The following is a 22,718-nucleotide window of genomic DNA, read 5'->3' on the forward strand; positions in this document are numbered from 1 at the left end:
TTAGGAGTAAATAGAAGTTTATATGTTATACTATTTATTTGAATTTTTAGAGAAAAATTACCAATTGCCTGGAGCTGGATTGTTTCAATTCATCACCTTCAGAGCTTCTGCTGCAGTTATTTTATCCTTGTTAATTTCTACAATTTACGGGAAAAGAGTTATTAATTATTTGCGAGCAAAACAAGTAGGAGAGAGTGTTAGAGAATTAGGATTGGAAGGGCAGTCACAAAAAGCGGGGACTCCAACAATGGGAGGAATAATTATAATAATGTCAACGCTTATCCCTGTGTTGCTATTTGCTAAGCTAGAAAATATTTACATCATTCTTTTAATAATTACCACGCTTTGGATGGGAGCAATTGGTTTTGTTGATGATTACATCAAAATTTTTAAAAAGGATAAAGAAGGTTTAAAAGGAAAATTTAAAGTTTTAGGGCAAATTGGAATCGGAATTATAGTTGGAGCTACTTTATATTTTCATCCAGAAGTAACGGTGAAAGAAGAGTTGAAAGCTCCAAATAGTATAGAAATTGTTGCAGGGGGAGATGTTTCAAAAGAATATGGGAAAGAAGAAAAGTCAACAAAAACAACAATTCCTTTTGTAAAAGATAATGAGTTTGATTATGCAGATTTACTCACTTGGATGGGAGATAATTATAAAACCTATGCTTGGTTGATTTTTATACCGATTGTGGTTTTTATAATTACAGCGGTTTCCAATGGAGCAAACCTAACCGATGGAATTGATGGTTTGGCTGCAGGAACATCTGCAATAATAGTATTGACATTAGGGATTTTTGCTTGGGTGTCTGGGAATATAATTTTCTCAGATTATCTAAATATTATGTACATCCCCCGTGCTGGAGAAATTACAGTTTTTATAGCTGCTTTTGCTGGAGGTTTAGTTGGTTTTTTATGGTACAACACCTTTCCTGCACAAGTTTTTATGGGAGATACAGGGAGTTTAACAATTGGGGGGATAATTGCGGTAATAGCAATTGCAATTCGTAAAGAATGGTTAATACCTATTCTGTGTGGAATTTTCTTAGCAGAGAATTTATCGGTGGTAATGCAGGTGAGTTACTTTAAGTATACCAAGAAAAAGTTTGGAGAAGGAAGACGCATATTCTTAATGTCGCCATTGCATCATCATTATCAGAAAAAAGGATATCACGAAAGTAAAATTGTAACCCGCTTCTGGATTATAGGAATTTTATTAGCCGTAATAACTGTGGTGACATTAAAATTAAGATAAACCTAGAAAATGAAAAGATTAGTAGTCTTAGGAAGTGGAGAAAGTGGTGTTGGTGCCGCTGTATTAGGGAAGAAGGAGGGGTTTGAAGTTTTTGTTTCTGATAAAGGAAGTATAAAAGAAAAATATAAAAACGTTCTTAAAAATAGTGAGATTGATTGGGAGGAAGGAATGCATTCTGAACCAAAAATATTGAATGCAGACCTTGTTGTAAAAAGTCCTGGAATTCCAGATAAAGTTCCGATGATTAAAAAGTTGGTGGAGCTTGGAATTTCGGTAATTTCTGAAATTGAGTTTGCATCGCTTTATACAGATGCAACTCTTATTGGAATTACAGGAAGTAATGGTAAAACTACCACTACCATGTTAACAAATCACATTTTAAAAAGTGAAGGTTTGAATGTGGGAATGGCTGGAAATATAGGCGATAGTTTTGCACAGATGGTGGCAGAGCAAACCAAAGATTTTTATGTGTTGGAGATTAGTAGTTTTCAATTAGATGGAATTAAAAAGTTTGCGCCACATATTGCAATAATTACCAATATAACCCCCGATCATCTCGATCGATATGATTATAAGTTTGAAAATTACATTGCTTCTAAATTTAGAATTGCTATGAATCAAACTGAAAAGGATTATTTGATTTATGATGCCGATGATGAAGTTATAGAAGACTGGTTAACAAAGCATCCTATAAAATCAAAACTTATTCCATTTTCTGTTCAAAAAGAATTAGGATATGGAGCTTATTTAAAAGAAGATAAAATAATAATTAACCTAGATAAACAGCATTTAGAAATGGCTACAGATACATTAGCTTTAGAAGGAAAACATAACACTAAGAACGCTATGGCCGCTTCAACTGTGGCGCAGTTATTAAAAATAAGAAAGGCTACAATTAGAGAAAGTTTAGAGAACTTTCAAGGAGCTTCACACCGACTTGAAAATGTATTGAAAATTCAAAATGTTCAGTATATAAACGACTCCAAAGCAACAAATGTTAATGCAACCTTTTATGCTTTGGATAGTATGAAAACACCAACAGTATGGATTGTTGGAGGGCAAGATAAAGGAAACGATTATCTATCGTTAATGCCCCTTGTAAGAGAGAAGGTAAAAGCAATTGTGTGTTTAGGGCTTGATAATGCTAAGATAATTGAGGTTTTTGGAGGGGTTGTAGATTTTATTGTAGAGACCACCTCAATGGCAGATGCAGTAAAAATTAGTAAAGAGGTGGCAGAAAAGGGAGATACTGTATTATTATCGCCAGCTTGTGCGTCTTTTGACTTGTTTACTAATTACGAGGATAGAGGAAATCAATTTAAAGAAGCAGTTCAGAAATTATAAAAAAAGAGGTTAAGTGCAGCAATTATTTAACAAATTAAAAGGAGATAAAGCTATATGGGCAGTAGTGGCCATATTAGCGCTATTTTCTTTTTTGCCAGTTTATAGCGCCAGTACAAATTTGGTGTATGTAGTTGGTAGCGGAACTACTTTTGGTTACCTATTAAAGCATGCTGTTTTGCTATTTTTAGGAATCGGGGTAATCTATGCTGTACATAAAATTCCATATAGATATTTTAAAGCATTATCTATTTTGGCAATGCCAATAGTAATACTTTTATTAATCTATACTTTGGCACAAGGAACTACAATTGGAGGAGCTAATGCAAGTAGGTGGATCCAGGTTCCTTATGTAGGAATTACATTTCAAACGTCCACTTTTGCTTCTATTGTTTTACTAATTCATGTTGCTAGATATCTTTCCAAAATAAAAGATAAGGTAGTTACTTTTAAAGAAACTATAATTCCGCTTTGGGCACCTGTTTTTATAGTATTAGCGCTTATTTTACCAGCAAACTTTTCCACAACGGCAATTATATTTTTAATGGTATTGGTTTTATGTTTTATTGGAGGTTATCCATGGAAATATTTAATGGGGATTGTTGGAGCTGGACTTTTAAGTTTAACCATGTTTATATTAACGGCAAAAGCATTTCCAGGATTGCTTCCAAACCGTGTAGATACTTGGATAAGCAGAATTGAAAGTTTTACAGATAAAGGAGATACAGAGGCAGATTATCAAATTGAAAGAGCAAAAATAGCCATTGCTACCGGAGGAATAGTTGGTGTTGGAGCCGGAAAAAGTGTAATGAAGAATTTTCTTCCGCAGAGTTCATCAGATTTTATTTATGCAATTATAATTGAAGAATACGGTTTAATAGGAGGGCTAATATTAATATTTATTTATTTGTTGCTCCTTTTTAGAATAGTGGTTGTGGCGCATAAGGCAGATTCGTCTTTTGGGAAATTGTTGGTGCTAGCCGCTGGCTTACCAATAATAGTTCAAGCATTTATAAATATGGCTGTAGCTGTAGAGTTATTCCCCGTTACTGGGCAGACATTACCGTTAATAAGTAGTGGTGGAACCTCTATTTGGATGACCTGTCTAGCTATTGGAATTATTTTAAGTGTAAGTGCAAAACGACAAGAAGACATAGAATTAGAAGAAGTTGAAAATCAAAATCCATTAGATATTTTAAGTGAGCAATTATAAATTCATATTATCTGGAGGTGGAACAGGAGGGCATATATATCCTGCAATTGCTATAGCTAATGAGCTTAAGCACAGGTTTCCTGATGCTGAATTTTTGTTTGTAGGAGCAGAAGATAGAATGGAAATGGAGAAAGTGCCACAAGCAGGATATAAAATAGAAGGGTTGTGGATTTCTGGAATTCAACGGAAATTAACATTGAAAAATTTAATGTTTCCTTTTAAGTTGATAAGTAGCATCTGGAAAGCTAAGAAAATTATAAAATCTTTTAAACCAGATGTTGCAATAGGTACAGGAGGGTATGCAAGCGGTCCATTATTAAAAGCGGCTGCAGGAAAAGGAATTTCATGCGTATTACAAGAGCAAAATTCCTTTCCAGGAATTACTAATAAATGGCTAGCAAAAGAGGTAAGAAAAATTTTTGTAGCCTATGATAATTTGGAGCGCTTTTTTCCAGCTGATAAAATTGAGAAAACTGGGAATCCAGTAAGGCAAGATTTGTTAGAAATAGCGGATAAAAAAGAAGCTGGAATTAAATTTTTCAACCTAGATGAAAATCGTAAAACGTTGTTTGTTATGGGGGGGAGTTTAGGAGCACGAAGAATTAATCAATTAGTGGAAAAAGAACTCAACTTTTTTAAGGAAAATAACGTACAACTAATATGGCAATGTGGGAAGTTATATTATGAGGAGTATAAAAAGTATGAAAGCGACTTGGTAAAAGTAAATGCTTTTATAAACGATATGAAACTAGCGTATGCCGCTGCCGATATAATTATATCTAGAGCGGGTGCTATTTCGGTTTCTGAATTGGCTATTGTAGGGAAACCAACAATTTTTATTCCCTCGCCAAATGTTTCGGAGGACCATCAAACTAAAAATGCTATGGCAGTTGTAAACAAAGATGCAGCTGTGTTATTGAAAGAAAATGAGCTGGATGAAAAGTTTGAAAATGAATTTTTAACGCTATGGAATTCAGAAGAAAAAAGAGAAATGCTAGGAAGTAATTTTAAAAAGTTAGCGCTTCCAAATGCAACTAAAGATATTGTTGATGCTATTGAAGAATTATTAAAAAAAGCAGCTTAATTAATTTTAATTATGAATTTAAATACTATAAATAACGTATACTTTTTAGGCATAGGCGGCATTGGGATGTCTGGCTTAGCGCGTTATTTTAAATTCATAGGTAAGGAAGTTGCAGGTTATGATAAAACACCAAGCGATATAACTCGAGAGTTAGAAATGTTAGGAGTAGAAATTCATTTTGATGAAGCTATTCATAAAATCCCAGCAGCATTTAGAAACATAGAAAACACTTTAATAGTTTATACCCCAGCAGTTCCTGTTACCCATAAGGAATATGTTTATTTTACTGAAAACGGCTATGAGGTTCAAAAAAGAGCTGCTGTTTTAGGCTTAATAGCAAAAGATTCCTATTGTTTTGCAGTAGCTGGAACGCATGGGAAAACTACTACGAGTGCTATTTTAGCGCATCTTTTAAAAGAAACAGGAACAGCTATTACTGCTTTCTTGGGAGGTGTTTCAGAGAATTTTAATAGTAATTTTTTAATAGAAGGAGATGAATTTACGGTGGTAGAAGCCGATGAATTTGATCGTTCATTTTTACACTTATCTCCAACAGTAGCTTGTATTACTTCAATTGATGCCGATCATTTGGATATTTATGGCAATGCAGAAGAAATGGAGCGAACTTTTGTTGAGTTTTCAAAAAAGGTAAAACCTGAGGGGAAACTGTTTGTTAAAAACGGATTGCCAATAGCAGGTATAACCTATGGAATAGAAGATGATTCTGATTTTTCAATCAGAAATATAACAATAACAAACTCGACCTACCTATTCGATTTATTTACTCCTACTGAGACTATCAGAGGAGTTAGGTTTAACAAGCCAGGAAAACACAATTTGTTAAACGCATTGGCAGCATTGGCAATGGCGACAACCCTAGACACCCCTCTAAGTCGCCTTGCCGAGGCCCTTGCCACATTTAAAGGAATAAAACGTAGATTTTCATATCAAATAAATAAAGAGAATCTTATTTATATAGATGATTATGCGCATCATCCAACAGAAATTGAAGCAGCACATGAAGCTGTAAGAAGTGCACACCCAAATAAAAAAGTAACTGTAATCTTTCAGCCCCATCTTTTTTCAAGAACGAAAGATTTTGCCCCAGAATTTTCAAAGAGCTTAGCCCGTTTTGATGAGATAATTTTATTAGACATTTACCCAGCCAGAGAAGAACCTATTGAAGGAATTACCTCAAATTGGTTATTAGAAATGATACCCAATGATAAAAAACAGAAGGTAGCCAAAAGTCATTTACCTAAAGTTTTATCAGAAAGTAATTCAGAAGTGTTTTTATCATTAGGAGCTGGAGATATTGGACTAGAAGTTAATACCATAAAAAAAACGTTAAGTGAAAAAATATGTTAATCATATAAAAATAATTATTGTGCTGATAGCATTGATTTTCTTGTATTCATTTTCGAATAAAAGAAATGAAAATCGTGTTTTGAGTAAGAATTGTCGCATTGAATTTTTAAATGATGACGGACATTTTATTACCCGAAATACAGTTAATAAATTGTTGATACAAAATCAGGACTCGCTTACGAGCGTGTCAAAAGAAAAATTAGCTTTGAATAATATAGAGGAGTCTCTCAATGCAAATGCGATGGTTCAAGTTGCAGATGTGTATGTATCTATTACTGGGGAGATTGGGGCAAAAATTCGCCAGCGCACGCCAATAGCGCGAGTAGCGGGCAATCAGTCATTTTATATAGACATGGATGGAGAAATGATGCCATTATCTCCAGTTCATTCAGCTCGAGTTCCATTAATTACTGGAACTGGACTGAAAAAATCTATGTCAGATTTATATGAGCTTGCAAAATATATATACTTTGATGATTTTCTAAAAAAGAACATTATTGGAATTCATCAAAATAAAAATCATTTTGAATTAAAGTTAAGAACGGAAAGTTTTGTAGTAGACCTTGGTGAGATGAAGAACTTATCGGCTAAGTTCAATAATTTTAAAGCTTTTTATCAAAAAGGATTGCATGATAAAACTTTAGATAGTTATAAAGTTGTTAATCTCGGATTTGATAATCAAGTGGTGTGTACCAAAAAATAAGTTATGGAAAATACTAAATACGCGGTAGGATTAGACATAGGAACCACAAAGATTGTGGCTATGATAGGTCGTGAAAACGACTACGGAAAGATTGAAATTTTAGGTATTGGTAAATCCAAAAGTTTGGGAGTACATAGAGGAGTGGTTAATAATATTACGCAAACCATTCAATCAATACAACAAGCAGTTCAAGAGGCAGAAAGTATTTCTGGATTAAAAATAGACGATTGTGTAGTAGGAATTGCTGGGCAACATATTAGAAGCTTACAGCATAGCGATTATATAACGCGTCCAGATTCTGAAGAGGTAATTAGTGAAGCCGATTTAGATAAACTTTGCAACCAAGTATATAAATTGGTAATGCTACCTGGAGAAGAAATTATACATGTACTTCCGCAGGAATATAAGGTAGATGGACAAGCAGAAATAAAAGAGCCAATTGGAATGTATGGAGGGCGGTTGGAAGCCAACTTTCATGTAGTAGTGGGGCAGGTTTCTTCTATTAGAAATATTGGAAGATGTGTAAAAAGTTCTGGATTAGATTTAGCAGGAATTACACTAGAACCTTTGGCAGCAGCAAATGCAGTGCTAAGTCAGGAAGAAAAAGAAGCAGGAGTAGCACTTATAGATATAGGAGGAGGGACAACCGATTTAGCCATTTTTAAAGATGGAATAATTCGGCATACAGCAGTAATTCCATTTGGAGGAAATGTGGTTACAGAAGATATTAAAGAAGGATGCTCAATTATTGAAAAGCAGGCAGAACTCTTAAAAATTAAATTTGGTTCTGCATGGCCAGGAGAAAATAAGGACAACGAGATTGTTTCCATACCTGGATTAAGAGGAAGAGAACCAAAAGAAATCACCTTAAAAAATCTGTCAAAAATAATTCACGCTAGAGTAGTGGAGATTGTAGAGCAGGTTTATATGGAAATTAAAAATTACGGTCACGACGATCAGAAGAAAAAACTAATCGCTGGAATTGTATTAACAGGAGGTGGGAGTCAGCTTAAACATTTAAAGCAACTTGTTGAATATATAACAGGCATGGATACTCGAATTGGATATCCAAACGAACATTTGGCAGGAGATTCTGATGCTGAAGTTGCAAGTCCTGTATATGCCACAGCAGTTGGATTAGTAATGAATGCTATTCAATTAGAAAAGAAAAATGGACCAAAGCGAATAGAAGCAGAGCAAAAACCAACTATAGAAGAGAAAGAAGAACAACCAACAAATAATCAAGAACCCCAATCAACTGAACCACAAGAAGAGCGTAAATCTTTTCTTGAAAAATGGTCAGAGAAATTAAAAGATTTTTTAGACAATGCCGAATAGTTTTACCACACTATAAGGCATCTAAGAAAATAAAGTAAGTAGTAAATAGGAAAAATAGGGTAAAAAAGAATTATTATGAGTAGCAACACAGATTTAGGGAACATCTCATTCGACTTACCGAAGAATCAAAGTAATGTAATTAAAGTTATTGGCGTTGGAGGCGGCGGTAGTAATGCAATTAATTACATGTTTCAACAAGGTATCAATGGTGTGGATTTTGTGGTTTGTAATACAGACTCACAGGCACTGCAAAACACAGGAGTGCCAAATAAGGTACAACTTGGAGTTTCTTTAACAGAAGGGCTTGGAGCAGGTGCCAATCCAGAAGTTGGAGAAAAAGCAGCTATAGAAAGTTTAGAAGAACTACAGTCTATGTTAGATACCAATACAAAAATGGTATTTATTACTGCCGGAATGGGAGGTGGAACTGGTACTGGGGCTGCGCCAGTTATAGCAAAGCTAGCCAAAGACATGGATATCTTAACAGTTGGAATTGTAACGATACCTTTTCAGTTTGAAGGGAAAATGCGTAATGAGCAAGCACAACGTGGGGTAGAAAAACTACGTGCACATGTGGATTCGCTTATTATGATAAACAATAATAAGTTAAGAGAAGTATATGGAAATCTTGGTTTTAAAGCAGGATTCTCCAAAGCAGACGAAGTATTAGCAACTGCAGCCAAAGGGATTGCAGAGGTAATAACACATCACTACACGCAAAATATTGACTTGCGTGATGCTAAAACAGTACTTTCAAATAGTGGAACAGCAATCATGGGGTCTTCAACTGCTACTGGAGCAAACCGTGCGCCTGAAGCTATTATGAAAGCCTTAGATTCTCCTTTATTAAATGATAATAAAATTACAGGTGCCCAAAACGTACTGCTACTTATAGTTTCTGGCGCTGAAGAAATTACCCTAGACGAAATTGGAGAAATCAACGATCATATTCAAAATGAAGCTGGCCATAATGCAAATATTATTATGGGAGTTGGAGAAGATGAAAGCTTAGGAGATGCTATTGCAGTAACTGTTATTGCTACAGGTTTTAATGCCGAGCAACAACATGAAATTGTAAATACAGAAGCTAAAAAAATTATCCACACTTTAGAGGATGAGCAAAAAGCTTTTCACGATTTAACACCAAAAAGCAATAACAAAAGATATACAGACTTTGATGAAGTGCAATCTCCAGAGGCTAGCCCTGAACAGCCAAAAGAGAAAAAAGTAGTTAAGCATACGTTAATGGATGAAACTGAAGAGGAAAATGAGATGGAATTAATTCCTACTTCAGAATTAATAAAAAATATGAATGTTGTTTATGATGAAGTAACATTAGAAAACGACGAGGATTTTGTAATTATTGATACTACAGCACAAATAAAAGATATTGATGTTGTAGATCCAGAGATATTGAAACCACAGCCAAAAAAGCAGACTACTTTATCTTTTGATATGCCTTTACATGAAGAAGAGAAAGAGGAAGAGGAAAACGTGGTGACTTTCGATTTCTCCGATACTATAAACGATGTAGAAGTTAATGACCATGTGGAAGTGGTTCCAGTAACAGAAGTTTCTCAAGATGGTACTAAACGATACAGTTTAGACGATTATATGGAAATGGAAGATCAGTTAAATAATGCAAAGCCTGAAGCAAAAAAAGCGGAGAAAGTAGAGGAAGAATTGGCTTTTGAAAAGAAGGTTGTTGAAGAAAAACCTTCTCAAGAAAACGATTCAGAGGAGATAGATCCAATGAATAGTTCTATAGAAGACAGTTTGCGTAATAGAGCAGAAGAGCGCAGACGTAAATTGAAGGATTTTAATTATAAATTCCATAATAATGCTTCTAAAATTGAAGAAATAGAAAAGCAACCTGCTTACAAACGAATGGGAATTGATTTAGAAGACAGAAGAGCTGATGGGAATACTTCTCGAATGAGTGTAGGAACCGATAGTAATGAGGATGTACAGTTAAGAAGTAACAATTCTTTTTTACATGATAATGTAGATTAAGTATTAGTTACTATAGTCTAATCCAAAATTTTATTAATCCCTTACTGAGGGGTTAATTACCAGTAACTCTGTTTCGAAATGAATTAGATTTATTTTAATTGACTACTTCGAGGGTTTACCCCGAAGTAGTTGATTAATATTTCGGGTTATTTTTTTATATTCGCACAGCAAAAGTTTTACAAAAAATAAAAGTTATGAGTTTACAAGATAAAGTAATGGGAGAAATGAAAGCTGCAATGAAAGCTAAAGATACCGCAGCTTTAACAGCATTAAGAGCAGTAAAATCTGAACTTTTATTAGCACAAACTAATGCAGCTACAAAAGAAGGTTTATCTGAGGAAGAAGAGATTAAACTTTTGCAGAAACTTGTAAAGCAACGAAAAGATAGTGCTGCAATTTATACCGAACAAGGACGTGCAGACCTTGCTGAGCCAGAAATTGCTGAAGCAGCTATTATAGAGAAATTCTTACCAGAGCAATTAAGTGAAGATGAAATAGCAGTTATTGTTGAAGAAGTGATTACAAAAACTGGAGCAGAAGGAATGAAAGATATGGGAAAAGTAATGGGCATGGTGTCTAAAGAGCTTGCAGGAAAAGCAGATGGTAAAACAATTTCTACAGTAGTAAAGAGTAAGCTTTCTTAAATCTCTCATTGAGGGTTATATTCCCTAGGGTTTGTCCTGAGTATTATGAAGGGTTCTATGTCGAAAAGGATTAAATTATTTTCTTTTGAATACCTAGTAGGCTTGTCTTGAGGGAGTTGATTTAAAAATATTTTGGCCGCGTGGCGCAACTGAATAGCGCATCAGATTTCGGCTCTGAGGGTTGGGGGTTTGAATCCCTTCGCGGTCACCATAGGGGAAAAGTCAATTTTATTTGATTTTTCCCCTTTTTTGTTTTCTTGTAAGTGCTTATTAATCATGGTGGTTAGAGCTAAAGCTTCGTTGATCTTAGGTGTTCGAATTTTTCCAGAAATAATTGTCAATTTTTGAGGGAAAAGAGACGAAATTAACTTTATTATTAAGAAGTTATCTTTTCTTTCTTGGAAGTTTAAAATTCACATCCTGTTACTTAGGATAAAACCATAGGGACGCCTCATATTTTAATTAACATTTATTTAGTTTATAGAAAACAATATTATCTACTTTACAATGTTATCTCGAATCAGGATGTTATTGCTATGGAGAATGTGAAACTCATTAAAAATTTAAAGAAGGGGAAAGAATCGTCCTTCAAGGAGGTTTACTTTACATATTATGATAAGTTGTATAATGTAGCGAAGCGATTTAATTTTAAATTTCTTACGCCAGACGACTTCGTACAAGAGAGTTTCTTAAAACTATATAATAAAAGAGCTTTGCTAAAAGAGGATGTTGTTTTTGAAAAACAATTGTTTGTTATATGTAAGCATATCATCATTAACCATATCAATAGGGAAAATAAGGTAATTCCATTAGATACTTCAAAACTTGAAATGATAGAAGAAGATGCTGAATTAGAGTCTTTGGAGGAGATGAGAATTAAACTGTATTTTCTCATAGATCAATTACCAGCCCAACAGCAAAAAATATTTACATTACATAAATTAGAGAATCTTACTTACCAAGAAATAGCAGCAATTACCAATCTTTCCGAAAAGACAATTGCCAACCATATATACCTTGCCAATAAATTTATTCAAAAAAAGATAGCAGGAGCTTAGGAACTTTTAATTTCTCGTTTGTTATATATATAAATGGGAAATAAAAATGAATATCGAAATTTATAAAACGAGTGTAGAAACTAGGGATCAGGCAACATATCTTCTGAGACTTTTACAACAACATATTTCTGATTGTGTCATGAACTTCGACTTAGAAGATTGTGATCGAATTCTCCGTATTGAAAGTAATAGAGATATTTCTGAAATAGTAAGTGGGATGTTTGTAAAGCACGGATTTCAATGTCAAAAACTATAATTTTCTAGCTATGGATAAAAAGAAACTGGCAGAGAAATATAGAAAAGCCTGGGAAGAAAAACCTATGGCTACTTCCAATAACATAAAAGAAGCTTCTTGGAATAAATTTCAATCCAAAGCCTTCCCAACTAAAAAGAGAATTAAGATGCCTTGGCGTTATGCAGCGGCAGCCATTTTAATTATTTCCCTTTCTGCGGGTGGTCTTTTTGTATATCAAAACACACAGCAAGATATATATAAAATAGCTGAAAATGTTATTGAAAATCCAACTTCAGAATGGAAAACAATCATCTTACCAGATAGTTCTAAAGTCGAATTAAGTGCAAATTCTAAGTTGGTCTACGCCACAGATTTTGTACATAATAGAAAGATTGAACTCAATGGAGAAGGGTTTTTTAAAGTTAAAAAGGATAAAGAGCATCCTTTTCAAGTGGTGTGTAATGAAACAACTACTACTGTTTTGGGAACTTCATTTACAGTTAGGGAAGATCTAAAGGACGGTGTAAGTGTCAAGCTTTATGAAGGAAGTGTACAGATGAGTGTGAAAGACAGTGCACAGAACTGGTTGTTAGCTCCTGGTGAAAAATTCATTTATAATAAACAAACAGTATCAATAGAAGCCTTTAATAGGTTTGTGGATTTTGATAATGAAAAATTTGTAAATGTTGTCCAGTATATAGAAGATGGATACCACTATAAAATAAGAATACCAGAGGCGTATTTAAATAAGCGAATTACGTTACGAATTAATAAAAAAGAAGATATAACTACTATTGTTAAACTACTATCAAAACTACACAACCTGAATTATGAGATAAATGAATCCTTAAAACAAATCACTTTTCAATAAAAAAGAAAAGGATGTCTTAGCTACAACACTGTACATCCCTTTCCATATCAAAATAGAATGTACTATCCATTTTAATATAATTAAAAAACATAAAACTTTATGAAGCATATCATTTCATCATGCTTTTTATTACTTAGTTTAAATATAGTTGCACAAAACATATCGGTTACTATTAATAAAACCGTTACACTAAAAGAATTATTTAAACAAATAGAAACACAAACAGATTATAAATTTGCATTTACCAGTCAAATAGATACCAATCAAAAATACTTTAAAGAAAGTAAAGACTTCAATGCTGTCGAAATTAATGAATTAATTTCCTTGTTAAATCAAAAATTGCCTTTTAGTTTCTCTTTACAAGGTGCTAATATTTTTGTAAAAGAGCAAATAAAAAGTGCAAATCAGAGAACACACACATTTTCTGGGACTATCTTAGATGAAATTAACCAACCAATTTTAGGTGCCAATATTTTTATAAAAGAAACAGGAACAGGGACTACAACTGATGAAAATGGACAGTTCTCTATACAGTTGCCCCAAGGGAACTATTCGGTTTTAATTAGTTATATAGGTTTAAAAAGTGAAGAAAAACAAATTTCACTCTTTAAAGATGTTCAAATAAAATATAGCATGGAAGCAGATAGCCAGGACTTGGAAGAAGTAATTGTAACTCAAGATAGGGCTGTGAGTATTAAAAAGCCGCAAATGAGTATTAACAGTCTTTCTATGCAGGAAATTAAACAAATTCCAGTGGCCATGGGAGAAGCAGATCCTTTAAAATCTTTATTGACTTTACCTGGTGTGACCAATGCAGGAGAAGCCTCTTCAGGATTTAATGTAAGGGGGGGAGCAGCAGATCAGAATTTAATCCTTTTAGATGGAACGCCAATTTATAGCGACTCACATATGTTCGGTTTTTTCTCAGTATTTAATGCAGATGCTGTAAATAGCCTAGATTTATACAAGGGAGGAATTCCTTCTAAATACGGAGGGCGCGTTTCCTCGGTGCTTGATGTAAAGCAACAAACGGGAGACTATGAGAATTTTAAGGTAAATGGAGGTATAGGTTTGATATCTAGTAGGCTTTTGTTACAAGGACCTGTAAAAAAACAAAAAAGCTCATTTATGGTAGCTGGAAGAGCTTCCTATGCTCATTTATTTTTGAAGTTGGCAGACAATAACAATTCTGCAATGTTTTATGATCTTAATGCTAAATTTAATTATCGGATTAATAAGAATAACAGTCTTCATTTTTCAGGGTATCTAGGGAATGATATATTCGATTTAAATGAACAATTTGCTAGTACCTATGGGAACACCATGGGAAGTATAAATTGGAAACATAAATTTTCAGATAATTTAAGCACTAACTTAACTGCATTTTATAGTGATTATACGTTTAATTTAGGATTGACAACTGAAAATTTTGAATGGGATAGTGCCATTAAAAGTTATGGACTAAAATACGATTGGATGTATTTTGCATCTGAAAAAATAAAACTTAATTACGGGATTGATGCTACATACTATGATTTTAATCCAGGAACTTTAAAACCTACCAACAGCGATTCGCAATTTAATTATGATCAGCTTGATAAAAAGTATGCACTAGAGTCCTCCGCTTATATAGATGTAGAGCAGGAAGTTTCAGAAAAACTACATCTTCGTTATGGCTTGCGCTATAGTTTATTTTATCGTTATGGAGCACAAGAAATAAATACCTACCAAGATAACAATCCAGTGGTTTACAATCCAACTTATGATATTTATGAAAAAGCAGACCCTACAGGTACAACCTCCTATGATAATGGGGAGAAAATGGCAGATTTTAATAATCTAGAACCAAGAGTATCCCTTTCATATGCATTTAACGAAGAGAATTCCATTAAAGCCAGCTATAATAGAATGGCACAGTACATCCATATAGTGTCCAACACACAATCTCCAACGCCAATGAATATTTGGACACCAAGTGGGCCGTTTATCAAACCGCAAATACTAGATCAATACGCTATCGGGTATTTTAAAAATTTTAATAACCGGATGTATTCAATTGAAACGGAGGTTTTTTATAAGGATATTAAAAATAGATTGGATTATATAGATGGTGCAGATCTCTTGGCAAACAATAATATAGAACAAGTAATTCTCAATGGTAAAGCTAGAGCATATGGTTTTGAATTATTGTTTCGAAAAAATATGGGTAATTTAACAGGATGGGTCTCTTATACCCTTTCTAGAGCAGAACAAAAAACTTCAGGAAGAACAGCAGAAGAACCTGGGATTGCTAATGGAGATTGGTACTTGTCTCCGTATGATAAGTTACATAATTTAAGTGTTACTGGAAATTATGAGTTCAGTCCAAAATGGTCGTTTAGTGGTAATTTCTCATTGCAATCTGGGCAGCCTGTAACCTATCCAAATGGATATTATGAATTTGGAGATATCCATATTCCTAATTATTCACTAAGGAATGAAAACCGATTACCGCTATACCATCACTTGGATATAGCCGCTACTTATACGCCTAAACCAAATAAAAAGCGAGGTTGGCAAAGTTATTGGGTTTTTAGTATCTACAATGTGTACAATAGAAAAAATGCAGCCTCTATTAGATTTACCACCAATGAGGATACTGGCTTTAATGAAGCAAGGCGGTTGTCAATTTTCGGAATAATACCAAGTGTTTCTTATAATTTTAAATTTTAATGTGATGAAGTATTTTATTAAGTATAGTTTTAAAAGAATATCGTTTATATATATAAGTTCCTTGCTGGTTGTACTCTTAGCTTCTTGTGAAGATGTTGTAGAAGTTGATTTAGATGCTGGAGCGTCTAAACTTGTAATAGATGCAGAAATAGTTTGGATTAAAGGAACCGATGGAAAACAGCAAACCATAAAAATTAGTAGAATGACAGATTATTATAATGAGGTTGTTCCTAAAGTATCGGGAGCTCAAGTTTATATAGAAAATAGCGAAGGAGAAACATTTAATTTTGATGAGTCTGAGGCTGGTTTTTATGTGTGCGAGGATTTTATCCCTGAACTTTATAAGAATTATACGCTCTATGTTGCTGTAGATGGTCAAAGTTTTACCGCTACGGAACAATTAACCTCAGTAACAGCAATTAATAAGATAGAACAACGTACTGTCTTAGATTTTTCAGATGAAGAGGAAATAGAAGTAGAGATTTTTTATGATGACCCTATTGATGAAACTAATTATTACCTCTCAGATTTTAAAAGTGAAAATTTCCTATATCCAGAATATATTTTAAGTGATGATGCACTGAATAATGGGAATGAACTTAATGATAGTCATTCGGATGAAGATATATTTGCTGGAGATACATTGGAAATCACACATCGTGGCATTTCTCAACAGTTTTATAATTATATGAATTTGATATTGGATGCCTCAAGTGCAAATCCATTTGCTGCCCCACCTGCTAATATTAGAGGTAATATTGTAAATCAAAACGACCCTAATAACTTTGCTTTAGGTTATTTTAGACTGTGTGAAGCCAATCACGTTTTATATGTAGTGGAGTAATGAGAGATTAGGTTAAAAAAACTATTTTAAACTTACTTAAAAGGAAGTCAATATTATAATTATCTCTCAACAACTTTATGTTAGGTTTTTATAATAGCCGATGCAGGTTGTAGGGAAAAGGGGACAATAAAAATTTCAAATAAAATTATCCTCTTTTTCTATAGCAGCCAAAAGTTCTAAATCTTTAATAAAATGATTGAAAATTTGTATTTCAAAATACTAACTAAAAAATAAAAAGATAGTTTAAGGATATTGGGCTGGTATTTTTATTGAAAAACATTATTGTACGCAATTTTTTTAATTTCTTTATTTTTAAAAAAAGGATTGACCTAATAATACAATGCCCACTCCTATTAAACCTAAATACACGTATTTTAAAAATGCACCATCCTTTAATTGGTGATTAAAATACCTACCAAGAAGAATGGCAGGAATTATAGCGGGAATAGAAATTAAAAAATAGTATGTTACTGTAGAAATCCAAAGCCCTTGGTACCAATAGCCAAACATAGCTAAAGTGCTTGCAGGTAAAAAATAAGCCTGTAAAGTTGCTCTAAAATGTTTAGCGGTCCAATTACGCATATTTCCATAAATAACAAGTGGAGGGCCGTTTAAGCCATATGCTCCGCCAAATACACCAGAAAAGAAACCACATAAAAATAACCAATATTTATGATCTGTTTCTAATCTAAAATTACTTTTATATAGCAAGGAATAAATAGAATACAAAATAATAAGTATCCCTAAAGCTAATTTGGTCAGGTTTTCATTTCCATAAATTAGGAGTAATAATCCAAAGGGGATTCCCAGAGCTGCAAAAATAACCAACCATTTAGCGCTGTTAAAGTGTATTTGTTTTCGGTCTTGTACAACTACAAAAGCTGCAATTAAAATCGAGATTAAAACAGAAAGGGGAACGGCAATTTCAATAGGTATTAAAAGAACAAGTAAGGGAACAGCTACCAAAGATTCTCCAAAGCCAAAAGTTGAACGGACTAATGTTGCAATAAAGACAATTGTAAAACGTAAAAGGTTAGTAAACTCATATTTTATTTTATTGTTGTTCAATAAAAGTTAACGGAATTTATTGGACTCCACTTATATCAAGGTTTAAATGAGGTATTCAAAATAGCCCCCTTGCTATTAATAAAAAGAAGATTTCAGTAATGTTGTTTCTTTAAACTACTTATTTCATGATAGTAAATATTTAGTCTTTGCTCTTTTTTCTTATAGCGAAGCGGTCTTGTATTTTTTCACGGACAACAATAATTTTATTTAAAGTCTCTTCTTAAAATTTCAAGTTAATTAACTTTTAAAATGAAGTTTATCACACGGAAAATAATAATATGGGTATTAATTTTTCAAAGTTTCTAACTTTAATTAACCACCCCTTTTATGGGTTAATTATCTAGCATCTATTATTTCTGTAAGTTCTATGGCACAACCCCAAGCTACTGTAAAACCAGCGCCACCATGTCCGTAGTTATGAAAAATAGCAGGATATTGACTATCAAACTCAAAACGCACCTCACTTCTTTTAGGGCGGAGACCTACAATTTCTTCAATTATTTCAGGCTGCTTTTGGGATAAACTAGTTTGTAAAAGTCTTTTAATTATGAGATCTGTATCGCTTTTTTCTATATTTAGATTCCAATCGTCTAAATAGTCTGTACCCCCAATAACACAATCTTCACTTCGATTAATAACATAACTCAGAGCACCTTTTTTTGTGGAGTCGGCACATGAAGGAATATTCATTTTTTTACAACGTAAAATTTGTCCGCGCATAGGCTGTAAATCCTTGTCGTTACAGAGCTTTTTTGCTCCTAATCCTGTGCAGTTTATAATAAACCCATCTAGCTTTGATGCTTCTTCTAAACTGGAAACTTCATGCTGTAAAAATGTTCCGTCAGATTCTATAAATCGTTGAAAAAGATATGGTAAATATAATAATGGTTCTGCTAATGGAACTCTAGAGATAAAAGCCTTTTGTATCCCTTTTGGTAATTCCTCTTTAGAAGCTTTTTTGGTGGTTCCTTCGGGCATTTTTAGTGTCCAATCGATATTACTATTATCGTTATAAGCAGTTATAAACGGAATAAATGATACTCCATTTTTAGGTTTAATATCACGTTGGTATTCTTGATAAGCGAGTGTAGCCCAATGATTTGTTTTTTCTTTAGGATAAATTTCAAATGGAAACCAAATGGCTCCCACTTTGCTAGACAAGGTTTTATTAAAATGTTCCTTAGCTATAATGGTAACTTTAAAACCTTTCTCTTGTAGTTTAATGGCGGTGGTTAGTCCTACAATTCCACAGCCGATAACTGTTATAGATCTCATAGTTGTATTTCGCTTTTTATAGCTTTTCCTGGGAATGTATTAACTTGTAACTCCCCATTTTCAATAAGTATTTTTCCGTTTATAATTACATAGTCCATCCCTGATGATCTTTCAAATCCGCTAGCATAAGTAGCATTGTCCTTTACCTTGTTTTGATCAAATAGTAATATGTCTGCGTAACATCCTTTTTTAATTCTACCTCTTAACTTCATTTCGGGAACTATAGATTCCAAGACCTTTGCGGGCATGAGGGTCATTTTTTTTATAGCAGTATTGATACTTAATAGTTTTTTTTCATTTACATATTCACGAATAACTTTAGAAAAGGTTCCAGATGATCTTGGGTGTCCTAAAAGGGAATAACCACCGCCATCACTAGCAATCATTGTAGCGTTAGAAGTTATTGCACTGTCAATCCAACTTTCTTTCATCATATGCACAATTACAGAACCTCCTTGTTTTCGGTACATTTCAAAAGTCTTTGCTGTTAATCGTTCTCCAGTTTCAATCCATTGCAAGTCTTGGTAAGTACAACCTAATCGCTCTTGCCAACCTTCATTGAAAATAGCAGATCCAATTTCGGTATTTCCAGCAGTGTATGGATATAACTCGGTAGTAATAGGAAAGCCTAAGGCCTGTGCTTTTTCAACCGCTTGTAAGCAGAAATCAATATCCTTACGCGCCATGCTTGGTAAGTGGCAAAGGTGAAGTTGTGTTTTATTTAAAATGGCATCGCTTATTGCTTGCTGAAAGGCAATGGCGCCGCCTTCGCGAATGTGTGAAAAAACGGGTAAGTTGTGTTCTCCAGCAAAAGCATATACATCGGCAATTTCTTTGATAGATGCGTTTGGTAAATAGCCAACTGGAATGCCAATACCTATTGCACCATCGTTTAGAGCATCTTTGAGCTTATTTCTTAGTGTTGGAAATTTGTTTTCGGTTAAAGCTAATGAGGCAGCAGAATCTTTTAGCTCTTCATAAATAGTATTGTAAATCCTGTCGCTATTAGAAATAACTTTGTTTCTGTAAGCTAATTGGCAGGCAGAAGCGCCAAAATTGACTAAAGCTTTTTCTTTTCTAGCTTCATAATATTGTTTAAGAGTGTCAATCCCAATTTCTAATTCTAATGCTGTTGTAACGCCATCAAATACTTGATATTCATTCTCTTTATTGGTTTGCCCATGGGCATGCAAGTCTATAAATCCAGGGGATAATATTTTTCCGCTGCCATCTATAACTTTTTCGCCTAGGAGTTTATGAGTACTTATTTCTGCTATTTTATCATCAGAAATAGCCACATTTAATACTTGGTCAGTGTTGGTTTCTGGGTTGATTACTCTGGCGTTTTCAATAACAATATCATAGGTAATAGATGCGTTTTCTTTTTTTTGTGAACAAGAAACAATAAATACGGTAAGAGTTAAAAAAATAATATTTTTAATAATAGTACGCATAACTTATTTTTTTGTAGCAGTAAAGGTTCCATTGGGTTGATGTAGAATTAGTTTTTCATCTTTAAATTCTGCTTTGTAGCCAGATAATCCTTTGATTATAAATTCATTTTCTTTTACAGGAACTAATGTGTATTCGGGTTGTTGGGGTACAAGAAGTGTTAAGTTTTTGTTTTTTAAGGTGACTTTTAATTCTGTGCCCGAAAGGAAATAGCTTCCTTCATATTTCTGTAATTTAGTTTCAGAGATAGCAACTTCATTTGGGCTTCTCTTAAAATAAATAGGATCTAAGGTTGGTTCTAATTTTAAATAGACTCCGTCTATATCTCCTAAATCATTAGTTTTAAAATTGAAATTAAAGCCTATACCTTCTTTTAAATCAATTTTATTATTTTTTATTAAATGAGGTTTAAAAATATCGTAATGGGTATGTTTTAAATATGTTTTTTCTCTAGTAAAATTTGCCCAAAGTGAATCGTTTTCAGCTTTAACCTTAATTGTGCCATAACCTTTGTTGCTATATTCCCCAGTATATTCTGCCAAATTATGGGTGGGGTTTGTATTAGAAATTTCACTTTCTTCTTCAGTCTTTTTCTTTTCTTTTTGTTGTTTCTTAAGTTCTCCTACTTTTTCATTATAATAAGCTACCCAGTCTGTCTTTTTTAAATTTAGAATTTCATCAGAAATTTCATTCCTTACTAAAGTAGGTAATGCAGAGCCATCTTGGTTTGTTAGCACTACAATTCCTATTCCGTCGGATGGAAAAAATGAGACATTAGCAGCAAATCCATCAATATTACCACCATGTTCTAGTCGATAGTGACCTTTATATGAAGAAGTAAACCAAGCATACCCATAACTATTTAAATGTTGTGCTGGAAATTTCTTATCGGCTATACCATTACCTACTAACATTAACGGATTTATAGCTTTTTCAACATATTGTTGAGGTATAACTTGTTTCCCGTTAAATTTGCCTTCGTTTAACCAAATCATTAGCCAGTTTGCCATTTCTTTTGCACTACTATTAATACATCCTGCAGGGCTAATAGCTGCAATATTATAGTAAGGGGTAAGTTTGTTGGTAGAGAAATTCTCTAATGTATAACCCTTGGATGCATTTGCAGATTTTTCTAATTCTTTAATAGATAAATTAGAAGTAGACATCTGTAGGGGTTTAAAAAAACGTTCCCTTATATTATCTTCCCAACTATTTCCGGTTAGTCTTTCTGCAATTATACCTTGCGCCAAGTACATAAAATTATTATAGTACCATTGTTCTCTTATTCCTGTAAAAGGTTTGTGGTACTGTACACGAGATAGTAGGCTGTCTTTGTCTTCCGTAGGGAATAAATACCATGAAAAATCATGTCTAGGTAAGCCTGTTCTATGGCTCACCATATCTAATATGGTAATGTTATTGTTTAAATCGTTATTATAAAATTCTAGTTCTGGGATATATTTTTTGGGACTATCAGTAAACTTCAATCCTTTTTCATCTTCCAGAATTCCTAATAAAGCAGTTGTAAAAGCTTTTGAGGAAGAGCCAATGGCAAAAAGGGTATTTTCATCTACTTTTAATTTATTCTCTAAATCTTTATATCCAAATCCTTTAGCGTAAATTACTTTTCTTCCTTGAACAATAGCCACAGAAAACCCTACGGTCTGTGTAGTTTCTTGCAGAATTTTTAGTTTTTTATCAAGTTGTTTTTCGTTGAGATTGGTCTGAGCAAAAAGAGTGGTGCTAATAAAGACTGCTAGAAGTAAAATTTTTGTTTGCATAAGATATTTTGTTTTATTCAGGATAGATTGGAATGTTTAATACTAAAATACACATTTATTGGGAATCCTTTCTAAGTACTATAAATTTTAGCCACAGATTCACTGATGTTGAATGAGTTGGTATTATAGTTATAAGAAGCAACAAAATATATCCGTGAATTCGTGGCCAATCTACTTTTTAGTACAGACAATTGAATCTGTCTCATAATTATGTAAAAACTATTGTAATGACTAAAATACACATTTATAGGAAATCCTTTCTAAGTACTATAAATTTTAGCCACAGATTCACGGATGTTGAATGGGTTGGTATTATAGTTATAAGAAGCAACAAAATATATCCGTGAATTCGTGGCCAATCTACTTTTTAGTACAGACAATTGAATATGTCTCATAATTATGTAAAAACTATTGTAATGACTAAAATACACATTTATAGGAAATCCTTTCTAGGTACTATAAA

The 22,718-nt window shown here is 33.3% G+C and carries 17 protein-coding genes and 1 tRNA gene; 14 read left to right on the top strand and 4 right to left on the bottom strand.

Annotation, left to right across the window (positions count from 1 at the left end):
- Nucleotides 1–22: 22 nt before the first annotated feature.
- From mraY to AC13CQ_RS02830, 14 genes are all read left to right on the top strand, one after another.
- Nucleotides 23–1,255 (top strand): phospho-N-acetylmuramoyl-pentapeptide-transferase, encoded by a 1,233-nt coding sequence (mraY, locus tag AC13CQ_RS02765; protein ID WP_337900329.1) that lies wholly within the window; start codon nt 23–25, stop codon nt 1,253–1,255.
- Nucleotides 1,256–1,264: 9 nt separating this feature from the next.
- Nucleotides 1,265–2,599 (top strand): UDP-N-acetylmuramoyl-L-alanine--D-glutamate ligase, encoded by a 1,335-nt coding sequence (murD, locus tag AC13CQ_RS02770; protein ID WP_474506967.1) that lies wholly within the window; start codon nt 1,265–1,267, stop codon nt 2,597–2,599.
- Nucleotides 2,600–2,612: 13 nt separating this feature from the next.
- The gene (locus AC13CQ_RS02775; RefSeq protein WP_337900331.1) at nt 2,613–3,809 is read left to right on the top strand and encodes an FtsW/RodA/SpoVE family cell cycle protein; all 1,197 of its coding nucleotides are present in this window, start codon (nt 2,613–2,615) and stop codon (nt 3,807–3,809) included.
- Nucleotides 3,796–4,893 (top strand): undecaprenyldiphospho-muramoylpentapeptide beta-N-acetylglucosaminyltransferase, encoded by a 1,098-nt coding sequence (murG, locus tag AC13CQ_RS02780; RefSeq protein ID WP_335588465.1) that lies wholly within the window; start codon nt 3,796–3,798, stop codon nt 4,891–4,893. The genes AC13CQ_RS02775 and murG overlap by 14 nt, the downstream gene beginning before the upstream one ends.
- 12 nt (nt 4,894–4,905) lie before the next feature.
- Nucleotides 4,906–6,261: a UDP-N-acetylmuramate--L-alanine ligase gene (gene murC, locus AC13CQ_RS02785; RefSeq protein ID WP_474506966.1), complete on the top strand. Its 1,356-nt coding sequence runs from the start codon at nt 4,906–4,908 to the stop codon at nt 6,259–6,261.
- Between the two features lie 79 nt (nt 6,262–6,340).
- Nucleotides 6,341–6,964, top strand: a complete 624-nt coding sequence (locus AC13CQ_RS02790; protein ID WP_335588463.1) for a cell division protein FtsQ/DivIB — start codon at nt 6,341–6,343, stop codon at nt 6,962–6,964.
- A 3-nt stretch (nt 6,965–6,967) separates the two neighbouring features.
- A complete protein-coding gene (gene ftsA / locus AC13CQ_RS02795) occupies nt 6,968–8,302 on the top strand; it encodes a cell division protein FtsA (protein ID WP_008612394.1) in 1,335 nt (444 codons plus the stop codon).
- Nucleotides 8,303–8,377: 75 nt separating this feature from the next.
- Nucleotides 8,378–10,315, top strand: a complete 1,938-nt coding sequence (gene ftsZ / locus AC13CQ_RS02800; protein WP_008612395.1) for a cell division protein FtsZ — start codon at nt 8,378–8,380, stop codon at nt 10,313–10,315.
- A gap of 194 nt (nt 10,316–10,509) precedes the next feature.
- Nucleotides 10,510–10,959: a GatB/YqeY domain-containing protein gene (locus AC13CQ_RS02805; RefSeq protein WP_335588461.1), complete on the top strand. Its 450-nt coding sequence runs from the start codon at nt 10,510–10,512 to the stop codon at nt 10,957–10,959.
- Between the two features lie 134 nt (nt 10,960–11,093).
- A tRNA-Arg gene (locus AC13CQ_RS02810) sits at nt 11,094–11,170 on the top strand.
- Nucleotides 11,171–11,495: 325 nt separating this feature from the next.
- Entirely contained in the window at nt 11,496–12,017 is a 522-nt protein-coding gene (locus AC13CQ_RS02815) for an RNA polymerase sigma factor (protein ID WP_474507478.1), read from the top strand.
- A 266-nt stretch (nt 12,018–12,283) separates the two neighbouring features.
- On the top strand, nt 12,284–13,123 hold the full coding sequence (locus AC13CQ_RS02820; RefSeq protein ID WP_474507479.1) for a FecR family protein: 840 nt from the start codon (nt 12,284–12,286) through the stop codon (nt 13,121–13,123).
- A 99-nt stretch (nt 13,124–13,222) separates the two neighbouring features.
- Entirely contained in the window at nt 13,223–15,835 is a 2,613-nt protein-coding gene (locus AC13CQ_RS02825; RefSeq protein ID WP_474507480.1) for a TonB-dependent receptor, read from the top strand.
- Between the two features lie 4 nt (nt 15,836–15,839).
- Complete coding sequence (locus AC13CQ_RS02830; protein ID WP_474507481.1) at nt 15,840–16,679, top strand: DUF4249 family protein; 840 nt, start codon at nt 15,840–15,842, stop codon at nt 16,677–16,679.
- 312 nt (nt 16,680–16,991) lie between these two features.
- Here AC13CQ_RS02830 and AC13CQ_RS02835 read toward each other — a convergent pair whose 3' ends face one another.
- The 4 genes from AC13CQ_RS02835 to AC13CQ_RS02850 form a co-directional block, all read right to left on the bottom strand.
- Nucleotides 16,992–17,747: a sulfite exporter TauE/SafE family protein gene (locus AC13CQ_RS02835; protein ID WP_474507248.1), complete on the bottom strand. Its 756-nt coding sequence runs from the start codon at nt 17,745–17,747 to the stop codon at nt 16,992–16,994.
- 336 nt (nt 17,748–18,083) lie between these two features.
- Entirely contained in the window at nt 18,084–19,022 is a 939-nt protein-coding gene (locus AC13CQ_RS02840; protein ID WP_474507249.1) for an FAD-dependent oxidoreductase, read from the bottom strand.
- A complete protein-coding gene (locus tag AC13CQ_RS02845) occupies nt 19,019–20,476 on the bottom strand; it encodes an amidohydrolase family protein (protein ID WP_335588455.1) in 1,458 nt (485 codons plus the stop codon). The genes AC13CQ_RS02840 and AC13CQ_RS02845 overlap by 4 nt, the downstream gene beginning before the upstream one ends.
- Nucleotides 20,477–20,479: 3 nt before the next feature.
- Nucleotides 20,480–22,255 carry a serine hydrolase gene (locus AC13CQ_RS02850; RefSeq protein ID WP_474507250.1) on the bottom strand — a complete coding sequence of 592 codons (1,776 nt, stop codon included), beginning with the start codon at nt 22,253–22,255 and terminating at the stop codon, nt 20,480–20,482.
- Nucleotides 22,256–22,718: the final 463 nt, after the last annotated feature.

The organism is Galbibacter sp. L-19 (assembly GCF_056857615.1).